We start from the raw sequence: 21,332 nt of genomic DNA, 5'->3' as shown, positions 1-21,332 counted from the left end.
TTATACAAGCAAAGAATGGCATCATTACATCCTAAAGAAATTTCTAAAATCGACAATGTTTTAAATAGCCCGACACCAGCAGTTGATGGAATTTCAATTGACTGTGTCATTTTTGGTTTTAAAAAAGGAAGCCTTGAAGTGCTTTTGGTACAACATGCTAGTGGAGAAAGCGAAGGAAACTGGGGATTGCTTGGCGGCTGGATGAAAAGAGAAGAAAGCGCCGATGATGCTGCACATAGAATTCTTTATGAACTTACCAGTCTTGATAATATTTATCTGGAGCAGCTAAAGGCATTTACAAATCCAAAAAGGGTTTTAAATCGCCGTATCGTAACTATTGGATATTATACTCTTGTCAATCAGGAAGATTATGACGTTAAAGCCAGTTTAGCCGTAAAGGAGGCAAGATGGTGTAGGATCAATGAAATTCCAAATCTAATATTTGACCACAACGAAATTTTAAATTTCAGTTTACTACAACTTCAAAACCGCGTTCGTCAGGCCCCAATTGGATTCAATCTTTTACCCGAAAAATTCACTTTATTGCAGTTGATGCAATTATATGAAGAGATTTTAGGAATTGAATTGGAAAAATCGAATTTCCGCAGAAAAATTCTGCACATGAAACTGTTGGTTGCCCTGGATGAAAAACAACAGGATGTCTCACACAGAGCCGCAAAACTGTACAAATTTGATCCTGATATTTACAAGAAACTGACTCAAAAAGGATTTAATTTTGAATTTTAAAGACTGTTTTGAATTAGAGAATCCAACAATCAGACAACTACATTCCAGAATCCAAAACTTTGCGCTATCTTTGCGCCTTAATAACATGCTCTACTGCAATTGCTACAGGGCAAATTTATATCCGGAAATTACTAAAACTCGCATAAGAGAATTGAAATAATAAAATGAAGAAGATACGTAACTTTTGCATTATTGCACACATTGACCACGGTAAAAGTACATTGGCAGACCGATTATTGGGCGCTACACAAACCGTTACAGCTCGTGAAGAAAAAGCACAATTGCTTGACAACATGGATCTGGAACGCGAGCGTGGAATCACCATTAAAAGTCACGCCATACAAATGGAATATACTTATAAAGGAGAGGAATATATTTTAAATTTAATTGACACTCCTGGTCACGTTGACTTTTCATACGAAGTTTCACGATCTATTGCAGCTTGTGAAGGTGCGCTTTTGATTGTTGATGCTGCACAAAGTATTCAGGCACAAACGATTTCAAACTTATATTTGGCTTTAGAGAATGATCTGGAAATTATTCCGGTTTTGAATAAAGTTGATTTACCAAGTGCTAATCCGGAAGAAGTTAGTGACGATATTATCGATTTATTAGGATGTAAATTAGAAGATATTATTCATGCATCAGGAAAAACAGGTTTTGGTGTTGAGAATATCTTAGCTGCCATCATCGAAAAAATTCCTGCTCCAAAAGGAAATGTGGATGAGCCCTTACAGGCATTGATTTTCGATTCACATTACAATCCGTTTCGCGGAATCGAAGTAATCTTCAGAGTTATGAATGGAGAAATTCGTAAAGGGCAAAAAATTAAATTCATGGCCACTGGCAATGAATATTTTGCTGATGAAGTAGGAACTTTAAAACTGAATCAAGTTCCTAAAAATGTGATTTCTACCGGAGATGTTGGTTATTTGATTTCTGGAATTAAAGAAGCAAAAGAAGTAAAAGTTGGTGATACATTGACAGATGCCAAAACACCAACAACTAATATGATTACTGGTTTTGAAGATGTAAAACCAATGGTATTTGCCGGAATTTATCCAGTTGATACTGAAGATTATGAAGATTTGCGTTCTTCAATGGAAAAACTGCAATTGAATGATGCTTCGCTAGTTTTTACACCTGAAAGTTCAGCAGCTTTAGGATTTGGATTCCGTTGTGGATTCTTAGGAATGTTGCACATGGAAATTATCCAGGAGCGTTTAGAGCGTGAGTTCGATATGACTGTAATTACAACAGTTCCTAACGTTTCGTATTTGGCTTACACCAAAAAAGATCCTGAAACTCCATTCGTAGTTAACAACCCTTCTGACTTGCCTGAACCATCTCGTTTAGACAGAGTTGAAGAACCTTATATTAAAGCAACTATCATTACAAAAGCTGATTTCGTTGGAAACGTAATGAGTTTGTGTATCGAAAAACGTGGTCAAATTACCAATCAAACGTACTTGACGACAGAAAGAGTTGAATTGAATTTTGATATGCCTTTGGCCGAAATTGTATTTGATTTTTACGATCGTTTAAAAACAGTTTCTAAAGGTTACGCTTCTTTTGACTACTCTCCAATCGGAATGAGAACTTCAAAATTGGTTAAACTGGACGTTCTTTTGAACGCTCAGACTGTTGATGCACTTTCTGCCTTGATTCACGAAGACAACGCTTATAACATCGGTAAAAAAATGACCGAGAAATTACGTGAACTGATTCCAAGACAACAATTTGACATTCCGATTCAGGCTGCAATTGGAGCTAAAATTATCGCGCGTGAAACGATTAAAGCACTTCGTAAAGACGTTACTGCAAAATGTTATGGTGGAGATATTTCGCGTAAGCGTAAACTGCTTGAAAAACAGAAAAAAGGTAAAAAACGTATGAGACAAGTTGGAAACGTTGAGATTCCGCAAGAAGCTTTTATGGCTGTTTTGAAATTGAACGACTAAAGATTTTAGAAAATAGATGCAAGAGCAAAGAATATAGAATATAGAATATAGAATATAGAATATAGAAAAACCCGATAACTTCGTTATCGGGTTTTTGTTTTTTATGCAATTGATGTATTAAATGTCCATCCGGCTATTACGAGATCACGAACGACTTCGTTTGTTTCGGCTCCGTATTGTACCGTATAAATTCCTTTATTGGCAACGTATCTTTCTGCTAATTTTGCTGATCCGTAGATACCTCCGAAAAGGACCGTGAAAAGTCCCAGCATAAATACAAATGTGTTTAAATTCACAAAATTATAAAGCAAAAGACCTAATAATAATATAGCGGAAACCATCGAAATGCTAATGGCCTTATTTTTCGCATCGTAGTGAATCTCTTTACAGGACTGGCACCTGGGTATTCCGATTAAGATTTTGGAATATTCTACAGATTTGTAAACAACGATATTAGTTTTATCGTCCTCCACAATAAGCGGTAAAAAATAACAATCATTAATATTTTCCATTTCAGCCTGTCTGCAGTAGGCGCATCGGTGATCGTGAGGCTCAAATCTCTTATAAGCCTCGTCAAAGGTGTAATTTCTAATCATTTTATTTGGGGTTTAAAATTTAAAAATTAATCTTCAGCGGGATACATCATTCGATAATGTATGTTTTGGTAAAAGTGCAAATTCAAAAGAACGTACTACAGCAATAATAAGAGTCAGATTTGTAGGTTTTCTGGTTCTAAAATTACTGTACACCGGGGATTAAAAATAGTAAATAATTGAATTAACAATCTTAATTGTATGAATAATTTTCACCAATAAGTAACAATTTATTTTTACATTTTGTGAAGGCCTGTATTTACAGACTCTTTAAAATATCATCTTTAAAAAATATAGGTAAATACTTATAAAAATAAAAAAAGAACTTTAATCATCTAGTTTTTAGTGCATTTCATCGAGATTAAAATAAATTTTAACATAAAAAATATAACTTTAATCTTACAACTTTAAAACAAATATTATGAAAACGAGATTTTTAATTATCGCCGCATTGTTTACTTTTTCATTCGTAAATGCACAACAACAAGAAGCTGAAGAAGAAATGCATTCAGCAAAAGGTGTAAGATTTCAAAAAGGAGATATGTTTATTGAAGGTGGTATTTCAGTTAGTACAAGTGACGATGCCAACGCTTATTCTATCAATCCAAAATTTGGATATTTAATCGCAGACAACTTTGCAGTTGGAGGAGATTTAGATTTTGGAGGTGGCAAAACTGATGTAAACGATGGTAAAACAAGTTTTTTTGGTATTGGTGCTTTTGCCAGATATTACTTTTTTGAAGCTGATTCAAGACGTTTCAAAGCATTTGCAGATGCGGGACTGGGTTATAGCCATGCAAAAGCTGAATACAACATTGTAGGTAATCCCGTGCGATATGATAATACTACTAACGGAATTAAAGCCAACATTACAGTCGGGTTAAACTATTTCTTTAGCAAAAAATTCGCGGCAACTTTTGTTTTGGCTGACATTTTAACTTATAACAATGCAAATCCGGAAGATGGCTCATCATCAAACAGCTTTGAATTAAATGTTAATTTATTCAATAACATCTTTGCACAGCCTAAATTTGGACTTTTATACAAGTTTTAATTTGTTTCAAGTTTCAGGTTTCAGGTTGCCATACTTTGATAGTTAATCGCAAAGTAAGCAAAGGGTTTACGCAAAGTTCGCAAAGTAATATAGCCCGATAACTTTTGTTATCGGGTTTATTGTTTCTATCAACCTTTGTATCTTTGAATCTTAAAATCTTAGAACATCAGCAACTCAGAACCTTAGAACCTTCAAAAAAAATGGACGAATCTCCAAAACGTTTTGACCGCATTGTCGCTATCCTCATTCAGTTACAATCAAAAAAAATTGTAAAAGCACAAGAATTGGCCAATCGCTTTGAAGTCAGTTTACGAACTATTTACAGAGATATTCGAACTCTTGAAGCATCCGGAGTTCCTATTTATAGTGAAGCTGGCGTAGGTTACGCCTTAATGGATGGTTACAGATTACCTCCCGTGATGTTCACTCGTGAAGAGGTAAGCAGTTTTATCGCAGCAGAAAAACTGATGCAGAAATTCACGGATCCTTCTTTAGGAAGTCATTATGCATCGGCGATGTTTAAACTAAAGTCGGTTTTGCGAAGTACTGATAAAGACTGGCTTTCAAATATTGAATCAAAAGTGGTTATGCAAACCGCAGAACCCATGTTTAACGACAATTCTCCTAATACGCTTGCTGTTCTTTTTGAAAGTATTGCAGAGAAAAAACAAATCTTACTTTCTTATAAAACGGTCGAAAGAGACGAAAAGACCCAAAGAAACATTGAACCTGTTGGTGTTTTTCATGATCATAATAATTGGTATTTTCTGGGATATTGCCATTTGAGGAAAGATTACCGACAATTTAGAACCGATAGAATTCAGGGAATTCAAAAAACAGAAAGTGATTTTACAATAGAACATGATTCTTTAGAAAACTATCTGGCTAAAACAGAAACCATTCCGACTATAAAGGTTAGACTTCTGATTGAAAAGAAAATAGCCCGATATCTGGAAACAGAGCGAAAATACCACGGTTATATTTCAGAAAAAGAAGTAGACGGCCAGATAGAAATGACTTTTATGTGTCGCGATATCGAAAGTAGTTTTCCACGCTGGTTTTTAATGTTTGGCGATTATGCCAAAATTCTGGAACCGGAACGCCTTAAAGTTCGGGCCTTAGAATTGCTTGAAATCAACAAAAAAAGACTCTTATAAAAAAAAAACTCCAAAAGAAAAATTAGTTCTTTTGGAGTTTTTTTAGCTAGTTATTGTGCTTTTACAACATTGTAAAAATTATAATCGGTATTGGAGGCATCGGTTATACCAACATTTCGGCCAATCGTAACAATTTGTCCTCTGTGATAAGTGCCATGATTTACCACTTGCAGTAAATATTCACTAAGCGGCAATTCGCATTGAAACCACGGATTTTCAATTTTAATTGTTTTATCCAATTGCTCGTCTGATAGTGATGAGATAAAATCAGCTAGTTTCGCAGATGTACTAAGCAAACCCTCAAAGACTTCCTTCTTATTCAAATCAACGCTTTCTTTTTTTTCAAACGGACCAGTTTCTGCTATAATCGAGTACCAATATTGTTCCGTTTCCCAAATGTGATTAAGGGTTTTAATAATACTTGTGTAACTCGAAGCTACTTCAGTATTTAGTAACTCATCTGATTTTGTAGAAAGCCAATTTACAAATTGCTGGTTAACCCATAAGTTGTAAGCGGCATAATTTGTCATTATTTTTTTTAGACCCATAATGTTTGATTTAAATTATACTTCGAATAAAGTGATTTAGGTTTGAAATAATTTGCTGCTCTTTATCTTTCCCAGAAAAAAGGCGGTTCAATATTTAAAGCTCTTAAATATACATAACCTTGTCCACGATGATGCACCTCATTATCAATAAAATATAAAATATTCTGTACAACCGGAAATTCATACTGACCAAAAAGATTAAAAGTTTCATTAAAATCTTCAATACTTAATTTTTGCCAATATTCATTGATTATTGCGGTTGCTTCGTCCCATTTTTCAAGGTATTGCGCTTTAAAAATCAATTTCTCTGAATCTTCGGTAAAAGGTTTTGTTTCTTTATTTACTATTCCGGTAAGACCAGGAACTGCAATAGCCAAAAGTTCATCGGCTAACTTAGAAAAAGGACGCATTCCACCGATTGAAAATTCGAAGAAATCTTTTTCAGGAAAAGCTTCAATTACACGACGTGTAAGGGCGCGGTGTCCTTGCCAGTGATTCAATAAATCTTCAGGAGTAATTACTTGGGCTGCTAATGTTTTCATGATTTTAAAGTTTTAATTATTTAATACTTCAAAATTATTGAGGGTCGGTGACAACAGTTTGTCAGCAGGAAAAATAATTTTTAATTAATTTATTCTGTTTATCAAAAAAATGCTCGGAAGCCTTTATTTCTTACACTTTTACTTGTTTTTCAACCATTCAAATAAACGATTAGCATCTTCAAATTTGAACAATTGTGTTCCTTCGTTCATGGTGGCGGCAGATCCGCAGGCAACTCCCCAACGAATAACTTCTTTCAGGCTTTTGTTTTGAGATAAAGCCCAAACTATTCCTCCAACCATACTATCTCCTGCTCCAACGGTACTCTTTTTAGCAACATTTGGTGCAGGAACATATTCATACTCATCTTTTGTTACTAAAACTGCTCCCTGAGGACCAAGCGAAACCACTACAATTTCAGCCCCGCCTTTGGCAATGATTTTTTTTGCGGCCTCGTTTACTTCTTCCATTTCCAGGCGTTCTACTCCTATTAATTTTGCCAATTCACCAACATTGGGTTTGATTAGATAAGCTCCTGTTTCCAAAACTTTCTTTAAAGCATCGCCTGAAGTATCGACGATTAGTTTTGAATTGGACACCTTGGCAATTTCGGCAACTTTCTGATAAAAATCTGACGATAGTCCTTCATTCAAACTGCCGCTTGCCACTAAAAACTTTGCTTTTGAGTTACTCAACGTTTCCAGAACTGCTTTTTCTTCCTCGGCTGTAATTTCTCCTCCTGTAAAACCAAAACGGTATTGTGAATTGGTATTTTCATCAACAGCTACAAAACTTTCTCTTGTCCAGGTTTGAATGGGAATCGCCTGAAATCCTATGGTTTCTTTGGTTACCAATTCTTCCAGCATTTTCCCCATAGGCCCACCAGAGGTAAATACAGCCAACGATTTTCCACCCAATCTGGATATCGCTTTAGAAACATTGATTCCGCCGCCGCCAGCGTCGAATCTGGGTTCTGAGCAGCGTATTTTTTGTTCGGCAACCAAACCTTTAAAATGAGTGCTTTTGTCTAAAGCCGGATTTACTGTTAGCGTAACTATATCAAATACTTTCATGTTTTTTTCTTTTTATATCACTTTAAAGGTCTGAAAAAAAACCGATTTTCACTTTTGAATTCAACAGAAAAGAACTGATTATCATTAAAATTAACCAAAACCTTTGTTCCCGAAGCCTTGGGATTGTACCTTTGCGACTTATAAACATTGGAACTTACAAAAATGATCGAAGATAAAAACCCACAACGTACCAGTATAGCGCAATTAGGCGAGTTTGGTTTAATAGAACATTTAACCAAAAATTTTGATGTTACACAGGAGTCAACTTTAAAAAGCATAGGAGATGATGCTGCAGTTCTTGATTTTAAGGATAAAAAAGTAGTTGTTTCGACTGATTTATTGATTGAAGGCGTACATTTTGACTTAGCTTACATGCCGCTAAAACATTTAGGATACAAATCAGTAGTTGTAAATCTATCTGACATTTGTGCTATGAATGCCAGACCAACTCAAATTACGGTTTCTGTGGCCGTTTCTAACCGTTTTCCACTAGAAGCCCTGGAAGAATTATTTGAAGGCATTACACACGCTGCAAAAGAATATAAAGTCGATGTTATAGGCGGAGACACAACCTCATCGCAAAAAGGATTAATTATAAGCATTACCGCAATTGGTGAAGCCAATGAAGAAGAGATCGTTTACAGAAACGGAGCCAAACAAACCGACTTACTTGTTGTAACCGGCGATATTGGCGCTGCTTATATGGGACTACAGGTTTTAGAACGTGAAAAGCAAGTTTTTCAGGTAAACCCAAACAGTCAGCCTGATTTAGACATGTACAGTTATTTAATTGAACGTCAACTAAAACCGGAGGCGCGAAAAGATGTTCGTACTTTATTGCACGCTCTTGAAATAAAACCAACTTCGATGATTGATATTTCTGATGGATTATCATCAGAAATCATTCATTTGTGTAAACAATCAAAAGTGGGTTGTAATTTATACGAAGACAAACTGCCTTTAGATCCTCAGTTTATTTCGACTTGCGAGGAATTTAATATAGACAGTACAACAGTTGCTATTAATGGTGGAGAAGATTATGAACTTCTTTTCACAATTGACATTAACGACTTTGATAAAATAAAAGGAAATCCAAACTTTTCGATTATCGGCCATATGGCTGATGAAAGCGAAGGAATAAATTTAGTTACACGTGCCAACACTCAAATTCCTTTAAAAGCCCGTGGTTGGGATGCTTTAAGCGAGTAATTTTTAAAAAACTCCAAATAAAAAATTCCAAATTCCAATGCGATTCATGCTATTGGAATTTGGAATTTTTTATATTGTAATTTTATTTTTAGAAAAGTCCTTTACTTTTTGCTTCTTTAATTAAGTCTTCGTCTGAACCAGACTTTATTTTAAGCAATTCTTTTAAATTGACTTTTCGTTTTTCAATGGCATTTAAAGAAATGGGAATGTAATGCGGCATTTCTGCTACCGGAGTTTTCTTTGACAAATGAAACAGAATCTGCTTATCAAACTCATCAATCTCGATTGAATTGTGAGCCGACTGATTCAGCATTTTAACAACTGACTGACTGTAATACTTCTCATTTTTCATGACTTTATCAAAAGCAAAAAGAAGTTCATCAAAAGTAAGATCATTTTTAATTATCAGTCCATTTGGGTTTATAGTTCTGATAATTGTTTTAATTTTTAGCAATTCGGTATACATCGTTAGCAAAATAATTTTGCAATGAGGCATTTTTTTCATGATTAAAATAGCCAGATCTTCACCTGAAAAAATCTCCTTTTCTTCATACGCCGGCATACTTATATCTAAGAAAGCCACTTCAAAATCTGGAGTTGACTCATCTTCGATCAAATCGTAAGCTGACCTGCAGTCATAAGCCTGCGAAATAGCAAAATCGTATTCCTTGGGATTGTAACGTGTAATTGCGTTTTTATATCCTTCAATTATAAAAGGATGATCATCAACAATTAAAATATTCCGGCTGATTAAAGACGAAATCGGGGTTGTTAGGTTAAATGTCATTCTTTTGCAGGTTTAGTTTTTGGTCTATTGGGACTTTGATTAGAAGAATGGTTCCTTCTCCTTTGGCAGATTTTATAGTAACTGTACCCTTACACTCTTTTGCACGGTATTGAATATTATGCAATCCTATTCCGTTTTTCGCTCTTTTTGTATTAAAACCTTTTCCGTCATCTGAAATGGACAAAATCAAATAATCGATCTCACTTTTAAAATCTACCGTAATTGTATCAGCCTCAGCATATTTATTACAATTCTGCAAGGCCTCCTGAACAATTCTGTACAAATTAATCTTAACAATATTACTAACTAACTCCCACTTAATATGCGGGTCAAAAGAAGTAATTAGTTTAGAGTTGTAGGTATTTTGTTGATTTTCAAACAATTTGTTCAAAATTGCAATAAAATTATTAATTAATTCTGATTTTTCCCTATTTAAATCATGAGAAATTTCACGAATGTCTTCTTCTATATGTTTTAGCTCTGTTAAATATTTTTTCCTTTTCTGTGCCGCCTGTGCTTCATCTTTATTTTCCATGCTATCAAGACTATCCAGACTAATTCGCACCCCAAACATTCTCCCTAAAACACCGTCATGCAGTTCCTGTGCAACCCGCTTCTTTTCTTTAATTCGGGTCATCTCAATATCATTTTGCTGAGAAATCATCAAATTGTAAATATTTTCGTTTGCAATTTGCTGCTCTTGCTTAAAAAGTAACTCCCTGTGTTTTGCCTGTTGCGTTTTGTAAACATAAAAAAACAAACCTAACAAAGTACATATACTAAAAACATATACCAAAGCTCTGTTTTTCTCCTGCAGATTCGAATTTTGATCCTTTATTTCATTTGTCTCATACTCGATACGAGTAAACTTATCTCCTATTTGGCGTTCTCCTTTCTGTAGACTGTCATTAATACGAATATATTCCTTAGAATAGAGAGACGCTTTTTTGGGGTCAATCAGAGCAAGGTGTTTCAACGACTGCAGAACATTTCTCGAATTATTCATTTTTTTGGATTCTCGCAGAGATTCGACAGAAAATTCCATTGCTCTGGCCGTATCTTTATTAAAAGCATAGAATTCAGAAAGATGAAGTTTATTAGAAATCACTCCAGTGTTAAGTTTTAGACTGTCTCTAAATTTAAGCGATCTGTAAAACATGTCTGGAAGATCTTTTTTTTCTAAGAGCTTGAATTTGGCATACGCCAAATTATCAATCAGCATGGCATATAAAGATGGCTTATCTGTTTTTAAATTCTTCTCTTTTAAAGCGTTTTCATAAAACTCCTTGGCTTTTTTGTAGTTTTTAATATTATTATATACATAGCCAATATTATTTAACGAAGTTGCTTTTGATTGAAATTCAGTGGGTATTACTTTACTGTCAACACTAGAAAGTGCTTTATTATGAAATTCCAACGCTTTTTCATATTCCTCCAAATCGTTATAAATCGCTCCGAGTAAATTATAAGATTCGTACACAATTTCAGCATTTTTGGCGGTGTCCAAAACTTTCAGCACATTAAAAACAGCTTTTTCGCTTCCTAAAAGATCCCCTTCTGCATATTGCAGATAAGCCTTGCTTAAGCGTGTTGTCGCCAAGTTCGAATTATCTTTCAACTGAAAATAAATTTTTTCAGCTTTAAAGTAAAACATATAGGCGCTGTCAGAAATTGCACGACTGCTGTAATAATCGCCAAGATAGGTATATGACTTTGCAATAAAAACAGAATCTTTGGCAGCTTGCGATCTGTTTAAAGCTACAAGAACTGTTCTTTTAAAGCTATTCCAGTGGTTATTATTATAGAATCGGTTCGCAACTTTAAAAAGATTTACCCGGTTTAAAGAATCATTAGCCTGATTCGATACTAATTCATAGGCCCTTTCACTGTATTTGATTTTATAATCCAGAGGCAGCTTATCATCTTCGGCTAATGCCAGATAAATTTTAAGACTATCCTGTACGGATGAAGAGTCATCATTCTTGTTTATTTTCTCAGTACAACTAAGAAAAGACAATATGGAAAAAAACAATATGAAGTAATTTTTTCTCAATGATGTTTTACAATTTTACCAAAAATAGCAAAACTATTGACACAAAAAAAAGGTTGCCAATAGATTGACAACCTTTTTGTTTATAATATAAAATTTATTACAAATCTAATTTTTTATTTCCTCTCACGATACTTCCGTTAATGTCTAATTTTGCTGTTACTGCATGAAAATCACGTTTTTTGTTTCCTCCAACAATACTTCCATCATTTGGCGGAACTATACTTAATTTCTCATTTGAAAATGTATTTGAAGTTGATGGATTAGCAAAAGAAGTTGCTACCATTATTAAAGAAAATAAACCGATTGTTAATGTTGCTTTTTTCATGATCTTGAGGTATTTTATTCGACTGTTTGTTTTTGGAGTCGATCGTTTTTGGCGAATCGAGAGTGTAAAACTAGGTACAGAATCAAAATAAATGGATGCGAAAAATGCAGTTTATGGTAGAACATGCCCAAATGATAGTCAATGAACGTTAATTTAGTGTAAATGCCTAATTTTTAGATCTCTAAGTAGTTTCCTGCTGAAAAATTAGCAATAATTAGATCGACATTTGATTTATAGGTCTTCGAAAATGGAATCTTTTTGGGAGAGTTTTTTATGTAACAAACTGAGTTTCCGTTATGAATTCTTGCTATATAATTTTGATTGATGATGTAACTGTTGTGAATGCGAATAAATGGATGCGACAAAACACTCTCAAAATGCTTTAATGTTTTAAAAGCCGTTATCATTTCACCAGAATTAAGATAAATATCTGTTGAATTATTATCCGCCTGGAAATAGGCTATATCAACTGCATTTAGATAACGATAGTCTCCATATGATTTAATACAGATAATTAAAGGTTTTTCCTCGGCATGCGATACATTTGAAACTTCTGCTTGAGGAACTGCAACAGAGACAATTTCATTTGTCATTTCTACAGTATTAGTCTCCAAAAACAACTTTTCTAATCTCAAAGTCATCTTAAGCAAATCAATATGCGTGAGAGGCTTTAGTAAATAATCAAAAACACCATATTGAATAGCCTCAAAAGCCAATCCTCTTTTTGTGGTTGTAATTATTATTTTAGGCAGCACAGCCAGATATCGATGCAACTCACTTATAAAGGCAAGCGATAAATTACTGGATAAGTCATCCGGGCCGATTTCTAAAAAAACAAGAACAGGTTTGTGCTCTAAAACCAAATGCAAACCCTCCTGATAATTCATAGCCGACGCAACAAAAGTTAACTCTGAAAAACCATCCGCTATTGTCTTGGTTCTCAAAATACTTTCAGCAGCATCATCAATTATAATATAAGAATACTTTTTCAAGTTTAGCTTTTATGGTTTATGCCCAATTAAATTTACACATTTCTATTTTCTAAACATTTCATTGTTAACACATTACAACTAAATGTTAATACATAAAGATGAAATGCAAAAAAAAATCGACGAAATGCACTTTCCAAAAGTAAAAAAATCCCAAACTCCACCTAAGGAATTTGGGATTTATATGGTAAAATTTAAAGAAATTACATTTTCATCAACCAGTTTTTCATCGAAACTTCGTTTTCAATAATAGCTCTCAATTCGCTAATTTTTACACGATCTTGTTTCATTGTATCTCTATGACGAATAGTTACTGTTTCATCTTCGATTGTTTGATGATCTACCGTAATACAGAATGGAGTTCCAAGAGCATCCTGTCTTCTGTAACGACGTCCAACAGCATCTTTTTCATCATAAGCCACGTTGAAATCCCATTTTAAATCGTCAATGATTTTTTTAGCGATATCTGGTAAACCGTCTTTCTTAACTAATGGTAAAACAGCTGCTTTTGTTGGCGCTAAAACAGCTGGTAATTTCAATACTGTTCTTGTAGATCCATCTTCAAGAGTTTCTTCTTGCAATGATGTTGCAAAAACAGCTAAAAACATACGATCTAAACCTACAGAGGTCTCTACAACGTAAGGAACGTAATTTTCATTCAATTCCGGATCAAAGTATTGTAGTTTTCTACCAGAGTATTGTTCATGCGCTTTTAAGTCAAAATCGGTACGAGAGTGAATTCCTTCTAATTCTTTAAATCCGAATGGAAAGTTGAATTCAATATCTGCAGCAGCGTTTGCATAATGCGCTAATTTTTCGTGATCATGAAAACGATAGTTTTCTTTTCCTAGTCCTAAAGATAAGTGCCATTTTAAACGTGTTTCTTTCCAGTGGTGGTACCATTGCATTTCTTCACCCGGACGCACAAAAAACTGCATTTCCATTTGTTCAAATTCACGCATACGGAAAATGAATTGTCTTGCAACAATCTCATTTCTGAAAGCTTTACCCGTTTGAGCAATTCCAAAAGGAACTTTCATACGGCCAGACTTCTGAACATTCAGGAAATTAACAAAAATACCCTGAGCTGTTTCCGGACGTAAATATAAATCCATTGCAGAATCTGCAGAAGCACCTAATTTTGTTCCGAACATTAAGTTGAATTGCTTTACATCTGTCCAGTTTTTTGAACCTGTTTCAGGATCAGCAATTTCTAATTCTTCGATTAGCGCTTTTACATCGGGAAGATTATCAGTCATACCTTTTGCAAGCCTTGATAAAATTTCTTTGTATTTCGCAAGATATTCTACAACGCGGGCATTTGTGGTAACAAATTCTTCTTCATTAAAAGCATCACCAAAACGAGCTCTTGCTTTTTCAATTTCTTTTTGAGCTTTTTGATTGATCTTTTCAGCGAAATCTTCCACTAAAACATCAGCTCTATATCTTTTTTTCGAATCTTTATTATCAATTAAAGGATCATTGAAAGCATCAACGTGGCCTGAAGCTTTCCAGGTTGTTGGATGCATTAATATTGCAGCATCTAAACCTACAATATTATCATTCATCTGAACCATTGATTTCCACCAATATTCACGGATATTCTTTTTTAACTCGACACCATTTTGTGCATAATCATATACTGCACTCAATCCATCGTATACTTCGCTAGAGGGGAAAATAAATCCGTACTCTTTTGCGTGCGAAACCACATTCTTAAATATATCTTCTTGTTTTGCCATAGTGATGCAAAAATATAAAAAGTACATTTAAAAAAAAGAAAAAATATAAAGATTGAAGGATTGATTTCGTTATTTTTGTAACCAAATTCCTTCTATTTGTGATTAATTATCTTCTTAACCTGTTTTTTCCCAAAGTTTGCGCCGGTTGTCATGCGCTTTTAATGTCAAATGAATCTGTAATCTCTTCGTATTGTCGTCATGAAATACCTCTCTCACAATATCATTTAGACATCAAAAATGAAGCTGTAAAGAAATTCTATGGTAAAATTGAAATTCAGCATGCTTCAGCTTTTTTATATTTCAATAAAAGAGGAATGGTTCAGGAACTCATTCACAATCTAAAAATACAAGGGTCATGAAGAAATTGGTTTTCTTTTAGGAAATTAGTAATGTAGAAAATCTAAAAGAATTGTATTTAGAAATTCCATTTGATGTTGTCATTCCTGTCCCGCTGCATAAAAGAAAATTCAGGGAAGGCGGTTACAATCAAGTTACTACTTTTGGAAAAGCTCTGGCCGAAGGTTTAAACATTACTTTTGATGATGCTGTTTTATATCGAAAGAAATACTCCAAAACACAATCTAAAAAGAACCTATTGGGAAGATCTGAAAATATCGAAAATATATTTGACGTTCATTTTTCCGAAGAAAATCAAAACAAACATTTTCTAATTGTTGATGATATACTTACAACCAGCGCTACGCTAGAAGCCTGTTCACGGGCATTATTAAAAATTCCGGGAGCAAAAATTAGTATTGTTTGTATGGCGGTGGCGAACTCATAATGTGTTAAATTCCAATAAAAAATTCCAAATTCCAAAACCTCAGCGAAAGTTTTGGAATTTGGAATTTTTTTATTGTTTTTTTCTAAATTTTAGTTGACTATTATTTTCTTAACTGTTCTTCTCTCTCCATCGATAACTGTTACCAGATAGATTCCGGCAGAAACATTTTGCAATTGAATATTTTGATTAAAGTTTGATGTACTTTCAAAAGTGTTTTCATAAACTTTCTTCCCTAAGATATCATGCACAAAAACTTTAACTCCGGTATTAGATTTACTTTCAAATTGAATAATAAAACTCCCTTTATTTGGATTTGGAGACAATACAAAATCAATATTTTCAAAATCAGGTGTTCCCAAAGTATAATTTTGGCCACAAATATTTATGGAAGCTGAATTTACAGTCCCGAACATTCCTGTCACAGCATCACGAACTCTTAAGGTCCAGGTTCCCTCAGGACTCTGACCACTAAAAACACTTAACAAATCAACTGGTAAAACGATTTGCTCTGTTGTTTTATTACAATCTAAAGCATTACCGGCATCATCAAATTGCATGGCTAAAGTTGAATTTGTTGATCCACAGTTTTTATTAAACAATCGCACAATAGTACCTTGTGGATTTACAATTTGAATTTCAATATCAGAAAATCTGGCGTGTGTTACATTAACCGAAACATTTACATCTGAAACTGTTGCTGTAGTTGCTGGAACTGTAATGGTTTTTGTAACAAATGTCGTGGTGTTTGGAATAGAGAAAGAACTTCCAAAACTATAGGAATCACAAGTTGTTGTCGAAGTATATCCTACCGCAAAAGGCTTAAGATTTAATGCATAATAGATATTACCAGTTGGTTCGATCAGGATTCTGCAATTTTTAGAAGAAGGAACACTTGTTGGAAGCGTAATCACTTCAGAACCATCATTTGGTGTATTTGATGCCAGAACTATCGGAAAAGTCAAACCACCATCTGTAGATAATTTAATATTAACCGCTGTTGAACCCTCCAGTGTATTGGTGTTATTAACACTCCATGTTACCGTTTCACTAAACCCCTGCCACCAGCTTACATTATCATTTAGGTGTGATGTTACGGTAAATGGGCCGGCAAAAGAAGCAACAGTTACAATCTTCTCAGCTGTATTAGTCTGGGCTTTCCCTAAAGCTGCATTGTCTCTGGCTGTTAATGTAAAATGCAATGTCCTTGCTATAGAAGAAACGGATTCCCATTTTGTCGTTAATTGATTCTGAATAACAGAATTCAGTTCCGGCATATAACGAACCGGACTTGAATTAGGAATTACTGATCTAAACAAAGGTCCGTCTGGTTTTGTAGGGTAGGCTATACTGTTTCCACCTGTAGTTGTTGTGGCACTATCGTATTGCTCCCAATTATACGTTATGGAATCACCTTCAGGATCAGAGCCTGTCCCTTTTAGTACAAAAGCTGTACTTATTGGTATGGTGAAATCTTTGCCAGCATCAACTGTAGGTGGGTTATTTATTATTGCTGTATTTACCGGACAACTCTTTGTGGCAAGATTATTTTGAATTTGAATTATACTGGCATACGCAAAATAATCATCTGAATTATTCTGAACATCAAAATCTGTTATCCCTGCATAACCCATAATAGTTGATCCGCTTCCCGGCTCGACATGAGTTCCCGATCCCTCCATTTCTTCAGAAGAAAAGGTATGTGTCGCACCTAATTGATGCCCCATTTCATGGGCAACAAAATCAATATCAAATGTATCTCCCTCAGGTCTTTCATTTGAAGGTGAAGTATAAGCACTTCCCTTACCAAGAGGTTCATCACTTGTTGGATTTGTACAAACACAACCAATACATCCAGCATTTCCACCACCACCCGAAGCACCAAATAAATGCCCAATATCATAATTAGCATTACCAATGACAGCTGTCAAATTCTCTTGCAAATCTTCGTTCCACTCGCCGTCATCAACTCCTTCTTTCGCATTTGCATATGGATCTGTTGCAGCATCTGTATAAATTAAAGCTTCAGTATTGGCAATTAACACCAATTTTACTGCCAGGTCTTTATTAAAAACACCGTTTACTCTTGTTAGTGTTGCATTCATTCCGGCTAATGCAGCTGCTTTTGTGCCTCCAAAATAAGTAGTATACTCTGCTGTACATGATAATGCCAGGCGCATTGTTTTAAAAACTTTTGTATTTGATTGCACTTTGGCTGTTTTCGCTGTCGCCTTAGTATTTGCGATATCATTAGTTGTCGCGCAAATCAACTTTTTAGAACTCAACCCATTTTTAGCAAATAGCACATATTCGGTTTTGTCGTCAGGATTCACTTCAATAAATTCAGTTACTTTATTGGCACGAAAAACCATCGTTTGTACTCCCAATGGCGAAACACTAAAATGAATTTTTGCCGATTTATCATCCAATCCGCTTCCTTCATAAGCTCTGATTTCAGGATATTTTGCTTGTAATTCCGGTTCGAAATTAGATGACTCCCAAACCGCAAAGCGCTCTAAAACACCATCCGGGTTTGGAATTGTAATTTCTGAATTAATTTCTCCGGAAGTCTTTCCAGTTGTGGCAGCAAGTTTGCTTTTTAAGAAATCCGAATTCAGCTTATAATATAACCTTCCGGAATCGGATGAATTTGCCCTCTTATTTAAAATAGAATTTGAGGTTGTTCTTTGCCATAAATCATCATTTTGAGCGTGAATTTCAACACAGCAAAAAATAACAAATAAAAAAAGTAGTAGTTTTTTCATACTCAACGGTATTTGAAAAATCAAAATTAAGAGAATTAAATTAAATTCTTACATATAAAAGACATTTAATCGTTTTTAGTCGACCAGTTAACCATTATTCACAAAAAGAAGCCAAATCTCTTCAAAAAATCAATTGTGGGTAGTATAAAATTTCAAATAGATAGTATAAATTTGCACCATCTTAAATTATTTGTTTTGAAGCTCTTTCATTCTATAAACGATTTCCATTCGACCAAGAAAACTATTTTAACTCTTGGCACCTTTGACGGTGTGCATATTGGTCATAAAAAAATATTGGAACGAATCACTCAAAACACTGAAAACGGAAAATACGAGAGTCTGGTTCTTACATTTTTTCCGCATCCCAGAATGGTTTTACAAGAGAAATCAGAAATAAGACTTTTAAATACAATTTCTGAAAAATCAAAACTTCTAGAACAAACAGGAATCGAAAATTTAGTAATTCATCCTTTTAATGAAAGTTTTTCAAGATTAACTGCCGAAGAATTTGTGCATTCTATTTTAGTCGATCAATTTCACATTCAAAAAATAATTATTGGTCATGATCATCGTTTTGGAAGAAACAGAACGGCCAACATTGATGACCTTATTGCTTTTGGAGCTGAATATGGTTTTGAAGTCGAGCAAATTTCAGCACAGGAAATTCAGGATGTTTCAGTTAGTTCTACCAAAATCAGAAAAGCCTTAAATGAAGGAAATATGAAATTGGCAAACGATTATTTGGGTTATAATTATTTTTTAACCGGTGAAGTTGTAAAAGGAAAACAATTAGGACGAACTATTGGTTTCCCAACAGCCAACATTCAAATTGCGGAAGATTATAAATTAATTCCGGAGAATGGTGTTTATGTGGCCAAAGCCTTAATTGGTCAAAAAGAAGTTTTCGGAATGATGAATATTGGTTTTAATCCGACGGTAAACGGTGAAAAACAAACAATCGAAGTGCATCTTTTTGATTTTGATGCTGACATTTACGGCGAAAAAATCGAAGTTTCATTATTACACTATCTTCGTGACGAACAAAAATTTGGCTCAGTTGATTTGCTAAAAGCGCAATTAAATCAGGATAAAATTGATGCTTTAGCTTTTGTTTCTCAGCTTTAGAAAGCTTTCAAACATACTTTTCACCAAATTTAAATCATCGTAGTTATTTTTTTAGTAAATTTGATATACAACTCTGTTTGTCAATCATTTGCTATTAACTTCTTTAAAAATAACCACTATGAATTTACCTAAAGAAATTACCAACGGTTTTTTGATTTTCCTCGGAATAGGAATTTATTTTTTATTGATGAATCTATTAGGACTTGCAGACTTGTTTTATCTGCGTACACTAAATGTATTCTTTATATTTTATGGCGTAAACAGAACCATGCAAATGAATCTTCGCGAGGGTGAAACCAACTTTGTATCTAATGCTGTATCAGCAATGACAACCTCTGTGGTTGGTGTATGCATGAGTGTCTTCGGATTATTAGTTTACAGTTATGCAAGAGGTGGAGACGCTTATGTGCAAGGCTTATCTGAAACGTTTATGTTTGGAGGAAATCCTTCTGTACCAACCTATTGCATCTGTTTGCTTTTTGAAGGAATTGCATCGTCCGTAATTGTAACCTTGATGATGATGTTATATTGGAATAACAAATATGCAGCTGATTAATTTTTTTTAAATAAATCTCTAATTTAAGCACTCTAAAATCATGAAAAAGTATAATTCTATGATTTTAGAGTGTTTCTTTTTTGAAAATACCTGTCAAATATTCATTTACAGAAATACACATTGGTTGATTAGAACAATTTAACTACTTTTGAAGCATCAAAAAATTGCATCGATGAGCATTACAAAACACAATTGGACAAAAGACGAAATAATCGCCATATATAACAAACCTATGATGGACCTGCTTTATGAGGCAGCCACAATTCATAGAACAAAACACGATCCGAACGTAGTTCAGGTATCAACTTTACTATCTATTAAAACCGGAGGCTGTCCTGAAGATTGCGGTTATTGCCCACAAGCCGCACGTTACAACACTGGTGTTGAAGGAAATGACTTAATGAGCGTTAGTCAGGTAAAAGCTCAGGCTTTGCGTGCTAAATCAAGCGGATCTTCTCGTGTTTGTATGGGAGCTGCCTGGAGAAACGTAAAAGATGGTGAAGAATTTGATCAGGTTTTAGAAATGGTGCGAACTATCAATAAACTTGACATGGAAGTTTGTTGTACATTGGGTATGATTACTGAAAACCAGGCTCAACGTTTGGCAGAAGCAGGTTTATATGCTTACAATCACAATTTAGATACGTCTGAAGAATATTATAAAGATGTAATTTCTACTCGTGGTTTCGAAGACCGTTTACAAACTATCGAAAATGTTCGTAAAACGAATGTTACGGTTTGTAGTGGAGGAATCATTGGAATGGGAGAAAGTGTTGAGGACAGAGCAGGAATGCTTGTTGCCCTTTCTACTTTAAATCCACAACCAGAATCAGTGCCGATTAATGCCTTGGTTGCTGTTGAAGGAACTCCGATGGAAGAAGAAAAACCAGTTGAAATCTGGGAAATGATTCGTATGGTAGCCACTACCAGAATTGTTATGCCGGATACACAGGTACGTTTATCTGCAGGAAGAACGAACATGAGTCGTGAAGGACAGGCAATGTGTTTCTTTGCAGGTGCCAATTCTATTTTTGCAGGTGATAAATTGCTTACAACTCCAAATCCGGATGTACACGAAGACATAAAAATGTTTGAGATGTTAGGATTGATTCCACAAAAACCATTTGTTAAAGTTTCACAACCTCAGACAGTTGAAGCAGAAGATTCTCAGTTCGCTCCATTAGGCGAAAAACCAAAATGGTCAAGACCGGGACACACTATTGAAAGAAATCTGGAGGCTTCGATCAAGTCAAAAATTTAAGCTAAAGAGTTAATAAATCTCATTAAATATTTTTAAATTGCTTCTTGACTTAGTGTCAGAAGCAAT

General features: G+C 34.5%; 20 protein-coding genes. 10 read left to right on the top strand and 10 right to left on the bottom strand.

The window, feature by feature from the left end:
* Positions 1-15: 15 nt before the first annotated feature.
* Positions 16-747: an NUDIX domain-containing protein gene (locus Q7C23_RS03070; RefSeq protein WP_375031121.1), complete on the top strand. Its 732-nt coding sequence runs from the start codon at positions 16-18 to the stop codon at positions 745-747.
* 164 nt (positions 748-911) lie between these two features.
* The gene (gene lepA, locus Q7C23_RS03065) at positions 912-2,708 is read left to right on the top strand and encodes a translation elongation factor 4 (RefSeq protein WP_072969844.1); all 1,797 of its coding nucleotides are present in this window, start codon (positions 912-914) and stop codon (positions 2,706-2,708) included.
* A 101-nt stretch (positions 2,709-2,809) separates the two neighbouring features.
* On the opposite strand, the gene Q7C23_RS03060 is transcribed toward lepA, so the two are convergent.
* The gene (locus tag Q7C23_RS03060) at positions 2,810-3,304 is read right to left on the bottom strand and encodes a hypothetical protein (protein ID WP_375031120.1); all 495 of its coding nucleotides are present in this window, start codon (positions 3,302-3,304) and stop codon (positions 2,810-2,812) included.
* A 418-nt stretch (positions 3,305-3,722) separates the two neighbouring features.
* Here Q7C23_RS03060 and Q7C23_RS03055 point away from each other — a divergent pair, with 418 nt between their 5' ends.
* Complete coding sequence (locus Q7C23_RS03055) at positions 3,723-4,355, top strand: porin family protein (protein WP_375031119.1); 633 nt, start codon at positions 3,723-3,725, stop codon at positions 4,353-4,355.
* Between the two features lie 200 nt (positions 4,356-4,555).
* On the top strand, positions 4,556-5,512 hold the full coding sequence (locus tag Q7C23_RS03050; RefSeq protein ID WP_375031118.1) for a helix-turn-helix transcriptional regulator: 957 nt from the start codon (positions 4,556-4,558) through the stop codon (positions 5,510-5,512).
* Between the two features lie 50 nt (positions 5,513-5,562).
* Here Q7C23_RS03050 and Q7C23_RS03045 read toward each other — a convergent pair whose 3' ends face one another.
* From Q7C23_RS03045 to Q7C23_RS03035, 3 genes are all read right to left on the bottom strand, one after another.
* The gene (locus tag Q7C23_RS03045; protein WP_375031117.1) at positions 5,563-6,060 is read right to left on the bottom strand and encodes a DinB family protein; all 498 of its coding nucleotides are present in this window, start codon (positions 6,058-6,060) and stop codon (positions 5,563-5,565) included.
* A 62-nt stretch (positions 6,061-6,122) separates the two neighbouring features.
* Positions 6,123-6,602, bottom strand: a complete 480-nt coding sequence (locus Q7C23_RS03040; RefSeq protein ID WP_375031116.1) for a DinB family protein — start codon at positions 6,600-6,602, stop codon at positions 6,123-6,125.
* 138 nt (positions 6,603-6,740) lie between these two features.
* Positions 6,741-7,673: a 1-phosphofructokinase family hexose kinase gene (locus tag Q7C23_RS03035; protein WP_375031115.1), complete on the bottom strand. Its 933-nt coding sequence runs from the start codon at positions 7,671-7,673 to the stop codon at positions 6,741-6,743.
* A gap of 162 nt (positions 7,674-7,835) precedes the next feature.
* On the opposite strand from Q7C23_RS03035, the gene thiL reads away from it, so the two are divergent.
* Positions 7,836-8,882, top strand: a complete 1,047-nt coding sequence (thiL, locus tag Q7C23_RS03030; RefSeq protein ID WP_375031114.1) for a thiamine-phosphate kinase — start codon at positions 7,836-7,838, stop codon at positions 8,880-8,882.
* 88 nt (positions 8,883-8,970) lie between these two features.
* Here the strand turns inward: thiL and Q7C23_RS03025 are convergent, their stop codons facing one another.
* From Q7C23_RS03025 to Q7C23_RS03005, 5 genes are all read right to left on the bottom strand, one after another.
* Positions 8,971-9,669, bottom strand: coding sequence for a response regulator (locus Q7C23_RS03025; RefSeq protein ID WP_375031113.1), 699 nt, complete (start codon positions 9,667-9,669; stop codon positions 8,971-8,973).
* On the bottom strand, positions 9,659-11,701 hold the full coding sequence (locus tag Q7C23_RS03020) for a sensor histidine kinase (protein WP_375031112.1): 2,043 nt from the start codon (positions 11,699-11,701) through the stop codon (positions 9,659-9,661). The genes Q7C23_RS03025 and Q7C23_RS03020 overlap by 11 nt, the downstream gene beginning before the upstream one ends.
* A 118-nt stretch (positions 11,702-11,819) precedes the next feature.
* Positions 11,820-12,047 (bottom strand): hypothetical protein, encoded by a 228-nt coding sequence (locus tag Q7C23_RS03015; protein ID WP_375031111.1) that lies wholly within the window; start codon positions 12,045-12,047, stop codon positions 11,820-11,822.
* Positions 12,048-12,220: 173 nt separating this feature from the next.
* A complete protein-coding gene (locus Q7C23_RS03010; protein ID WP_375031110.1) occupies positions 12,221-13,039 on the bottom strand; it encodes a LytR/AlgR family response regulator transcription factor in 819 nt (272 codons plus the stop codon).
* A gap of 200 nt (positions 13,040-13,239) precedes the next feature.
* Complete coding sequence (locus Q7C23_RS03005) at positions 13,240-14,778, bottom strand: glycine--tRNA ligase (RefSeq protein WP_375031109.1); 1,539 nt, start codon at positions 14,776-14,778, stop codon at positions 13,240-13,242.
* Between the two features lie 98 nt (positions 14,779-14,876).
* On the opposite strand from Q7C23_RS03005, the gene Q7C23_RS03000 reads away from it, so the two are divergent.
* Both Q7C23_RS03000 and Q7C23_RS02995 read left to right on the top strand, forming a co-directional pair.
* Positions 14,877-15,137: a hypothetical protein gene (locus tag Q7C23_RS03000; protein WP_375031108.1), complete on the top strand. Its 261-nt coding sequence runs from the start codon at positions 14,877-14,879 to the stop codon at positions 15,135-15,137.
* A gap of 50 nt (positions 15,138-15,187) precedes the next feature.
* On the top strand, positions 15,188-15,562 hold the full coding sequence (locus Q7C23_RS02995) for a ComF family protein (RefSeq protein WP_375031107.1): 375 nt from the start codon (positions 15,188-15,190) through the stop codon (positions 15,560-15,562).
* 89 nt (positions 15,563-15,651) lie between these two features.
* On the opposite strand, the gene Q7C23_RS02990 is transcribed toward Q7C23_RS02995, so the two are convergent.
* Positions 15,652-18,324, bottom strand: a complete 2,673-nt coding sequence (locus Q7C23_RS02990; RefSeq protein ID WP_375031106.1) for a reprolysin-like metallopeptidase — start codon at positions 18,322-18,324, stop codon at positions 15,652-15,654.
* 195 nt (positions 18,325-18,519) lie between these two features.
* Between Q7C23_RS02990 and Q7C23_RS02985 the strand changes: the two genes are divergently transcribed.
* The 3 genes from Q7C23_RS02985 (at position 18,520) to bioB (ending at position 21,266) form a co-directional block, all read left to right on the top strand.
* Entirely contained in the window at positions 18,520-19,449 is a 930-nt protein-coding gene (locus Q7C23_RS02985; protein ID WP_375031105.1) for a bifunctional riboflavin kinase/FAD synthetase, read from the top strand.
* 118 nt (positions 19,450-19,567) lie between these two features.
* Positions 19,568-20,005: a hypothetical protein gene (locus Q7C23_RS02980; protein ID WP_375031104.1), complete on the top strand. Its 438-nt coding sequence runs from the start codon at positions 19,568-19,570 to the stop codon at positions 20,003-20,005.
* Between the two features lie 172 nt (positions 20,006-20,177).
* The gene (bioB, locus tag Q7C23_RS02975; RefSeq protein ID WP_375031103.1) at positions 20,178-21,266 is read left to right on the top strand and encodes a biotin synthase BioB; all 1,089 of its coding nucleotides are present in this window, start codon (positions 20,178-20,180) and stop codon (positions 21,264-21,266) included.
* The last annotated feature ends 66 nt before the right edge of the window (positions 21,267-21,332 follow it).

Source organism: Flavobacterium sp. LAR06 (assembly GCF_041946075.1).
Lineage (GTDB): Bacteria > Bacteroidota > Bacteroidia > Flavobacteriales > Flavobacteriaceae > Flavobacterium.
The sequence above is the reverse complement of the archived record's forward strand: the minus strand, read 5'-3'. Positions and strand labels throughout refer to the sequence as shown.

Bases quoted from the DNA above. Each gene is read 5' to 3' on its own strand.
- lepA (WP_072969844.1), top strand. From the start codon at position 912: ATGAAGAAGATACGTAACTTTTGCATTATTGCACACATTGACCACGGT.
- Q7C23_RS03005 (WP_375031109.1), bottom strand. From the start codon at position 14,778: ATGGCAAAACAAGAAGATATATTTAAGAATGTGGTTTCGCACGCAAAA.
- thiL (WP_375031114.1), top strand. From the start codon at position 7,836: ATGATCGAAGATAAAAACCCACAACGTACCAGTATAGCGCAATTAGGC.
- bioB (WP_375031103.1), top strand. From the start codon at position 20,178: ATGAGCATTACAAAACACAATTGGACAAAAGACGAAATAATCGCCATA.
- Q7C23_RS03040 (WP_375031116.1), bottom strand. From the start codon at position 6,602: ATGAAAACATTAGCAGCCCAAGTAATTACTCCTGAAGATTTATTGAAT.
- Q7C23_RS03015 (WP_375031111.1), bottom strand. From the start codon at position 12,047: ATGAAAAAAGCAACATTAACAATCGGTTTATTTTCTTTAATAATGGTA.
- Q7C23_RS02990 (WP_375031106.1), bottom strand. From the start codon at position 18,324: ATGAAAAAACTACTACTTTTTTTATTTGTTATTTTTTGCTGTGTTGAA.
- Q7C23_RS03035 (WP_375031115.1), bottom strand. From the start codon at position 7,673: ATGAAAGTATTTGATATAGTTACGCTAACAGTAAATCCGGCTTTAGAC.
- Q7C23_RS02980 (WP_375031104.1), top strand. From the start codon at position 19,568: ATGAATTTACCTAAAGAAATTACCAACGGTTTTTTGATTTTCCTCGGA.
- Q7C23_RS03025 (WP_375031113.1), bottom strand. From the start codon at position 9,669: ATGACATTTAACCTAACAACCCCGATTTCGTCTTTAATCAGCCGGAAT.
- Q7C23_RS03060 (WP_375031120.1), bottom strand. From the start codon at position 3,304: ATGATTAGAAATTACACCTTTGACGAGGCTTATAAGAGATTTGAGCCT.
- Q7C23_RS03055 (WP_375031119.1), top strand. From the start codon at position 3,723: ATGAAAACGAGATTTTTAATTATCGCCGCATTGTTTACTTTTTCATTC.
- Q7C23_RS03050 (WP_375031118.1), top strand. From the start codon at position 4,556: ATGGACGAATCTCCAAAACGTTTTGACCGCATTGTCGCTATCCTCATT.
- Q7C23_RS03070 (WP_375031121.1), top strand. From the start codon at position 16: ATGGCATCATTACATCCTAAAGAAATTTCTAAAATCGACAATGTTTTA.
- Q7C23_RS03045 (WP_375031117.1), bottom strand. From the start codon at position 6,060: ATGGGTCTAAAAAAAATAATGACAAATTATGCCGCTTACAACTTATGG.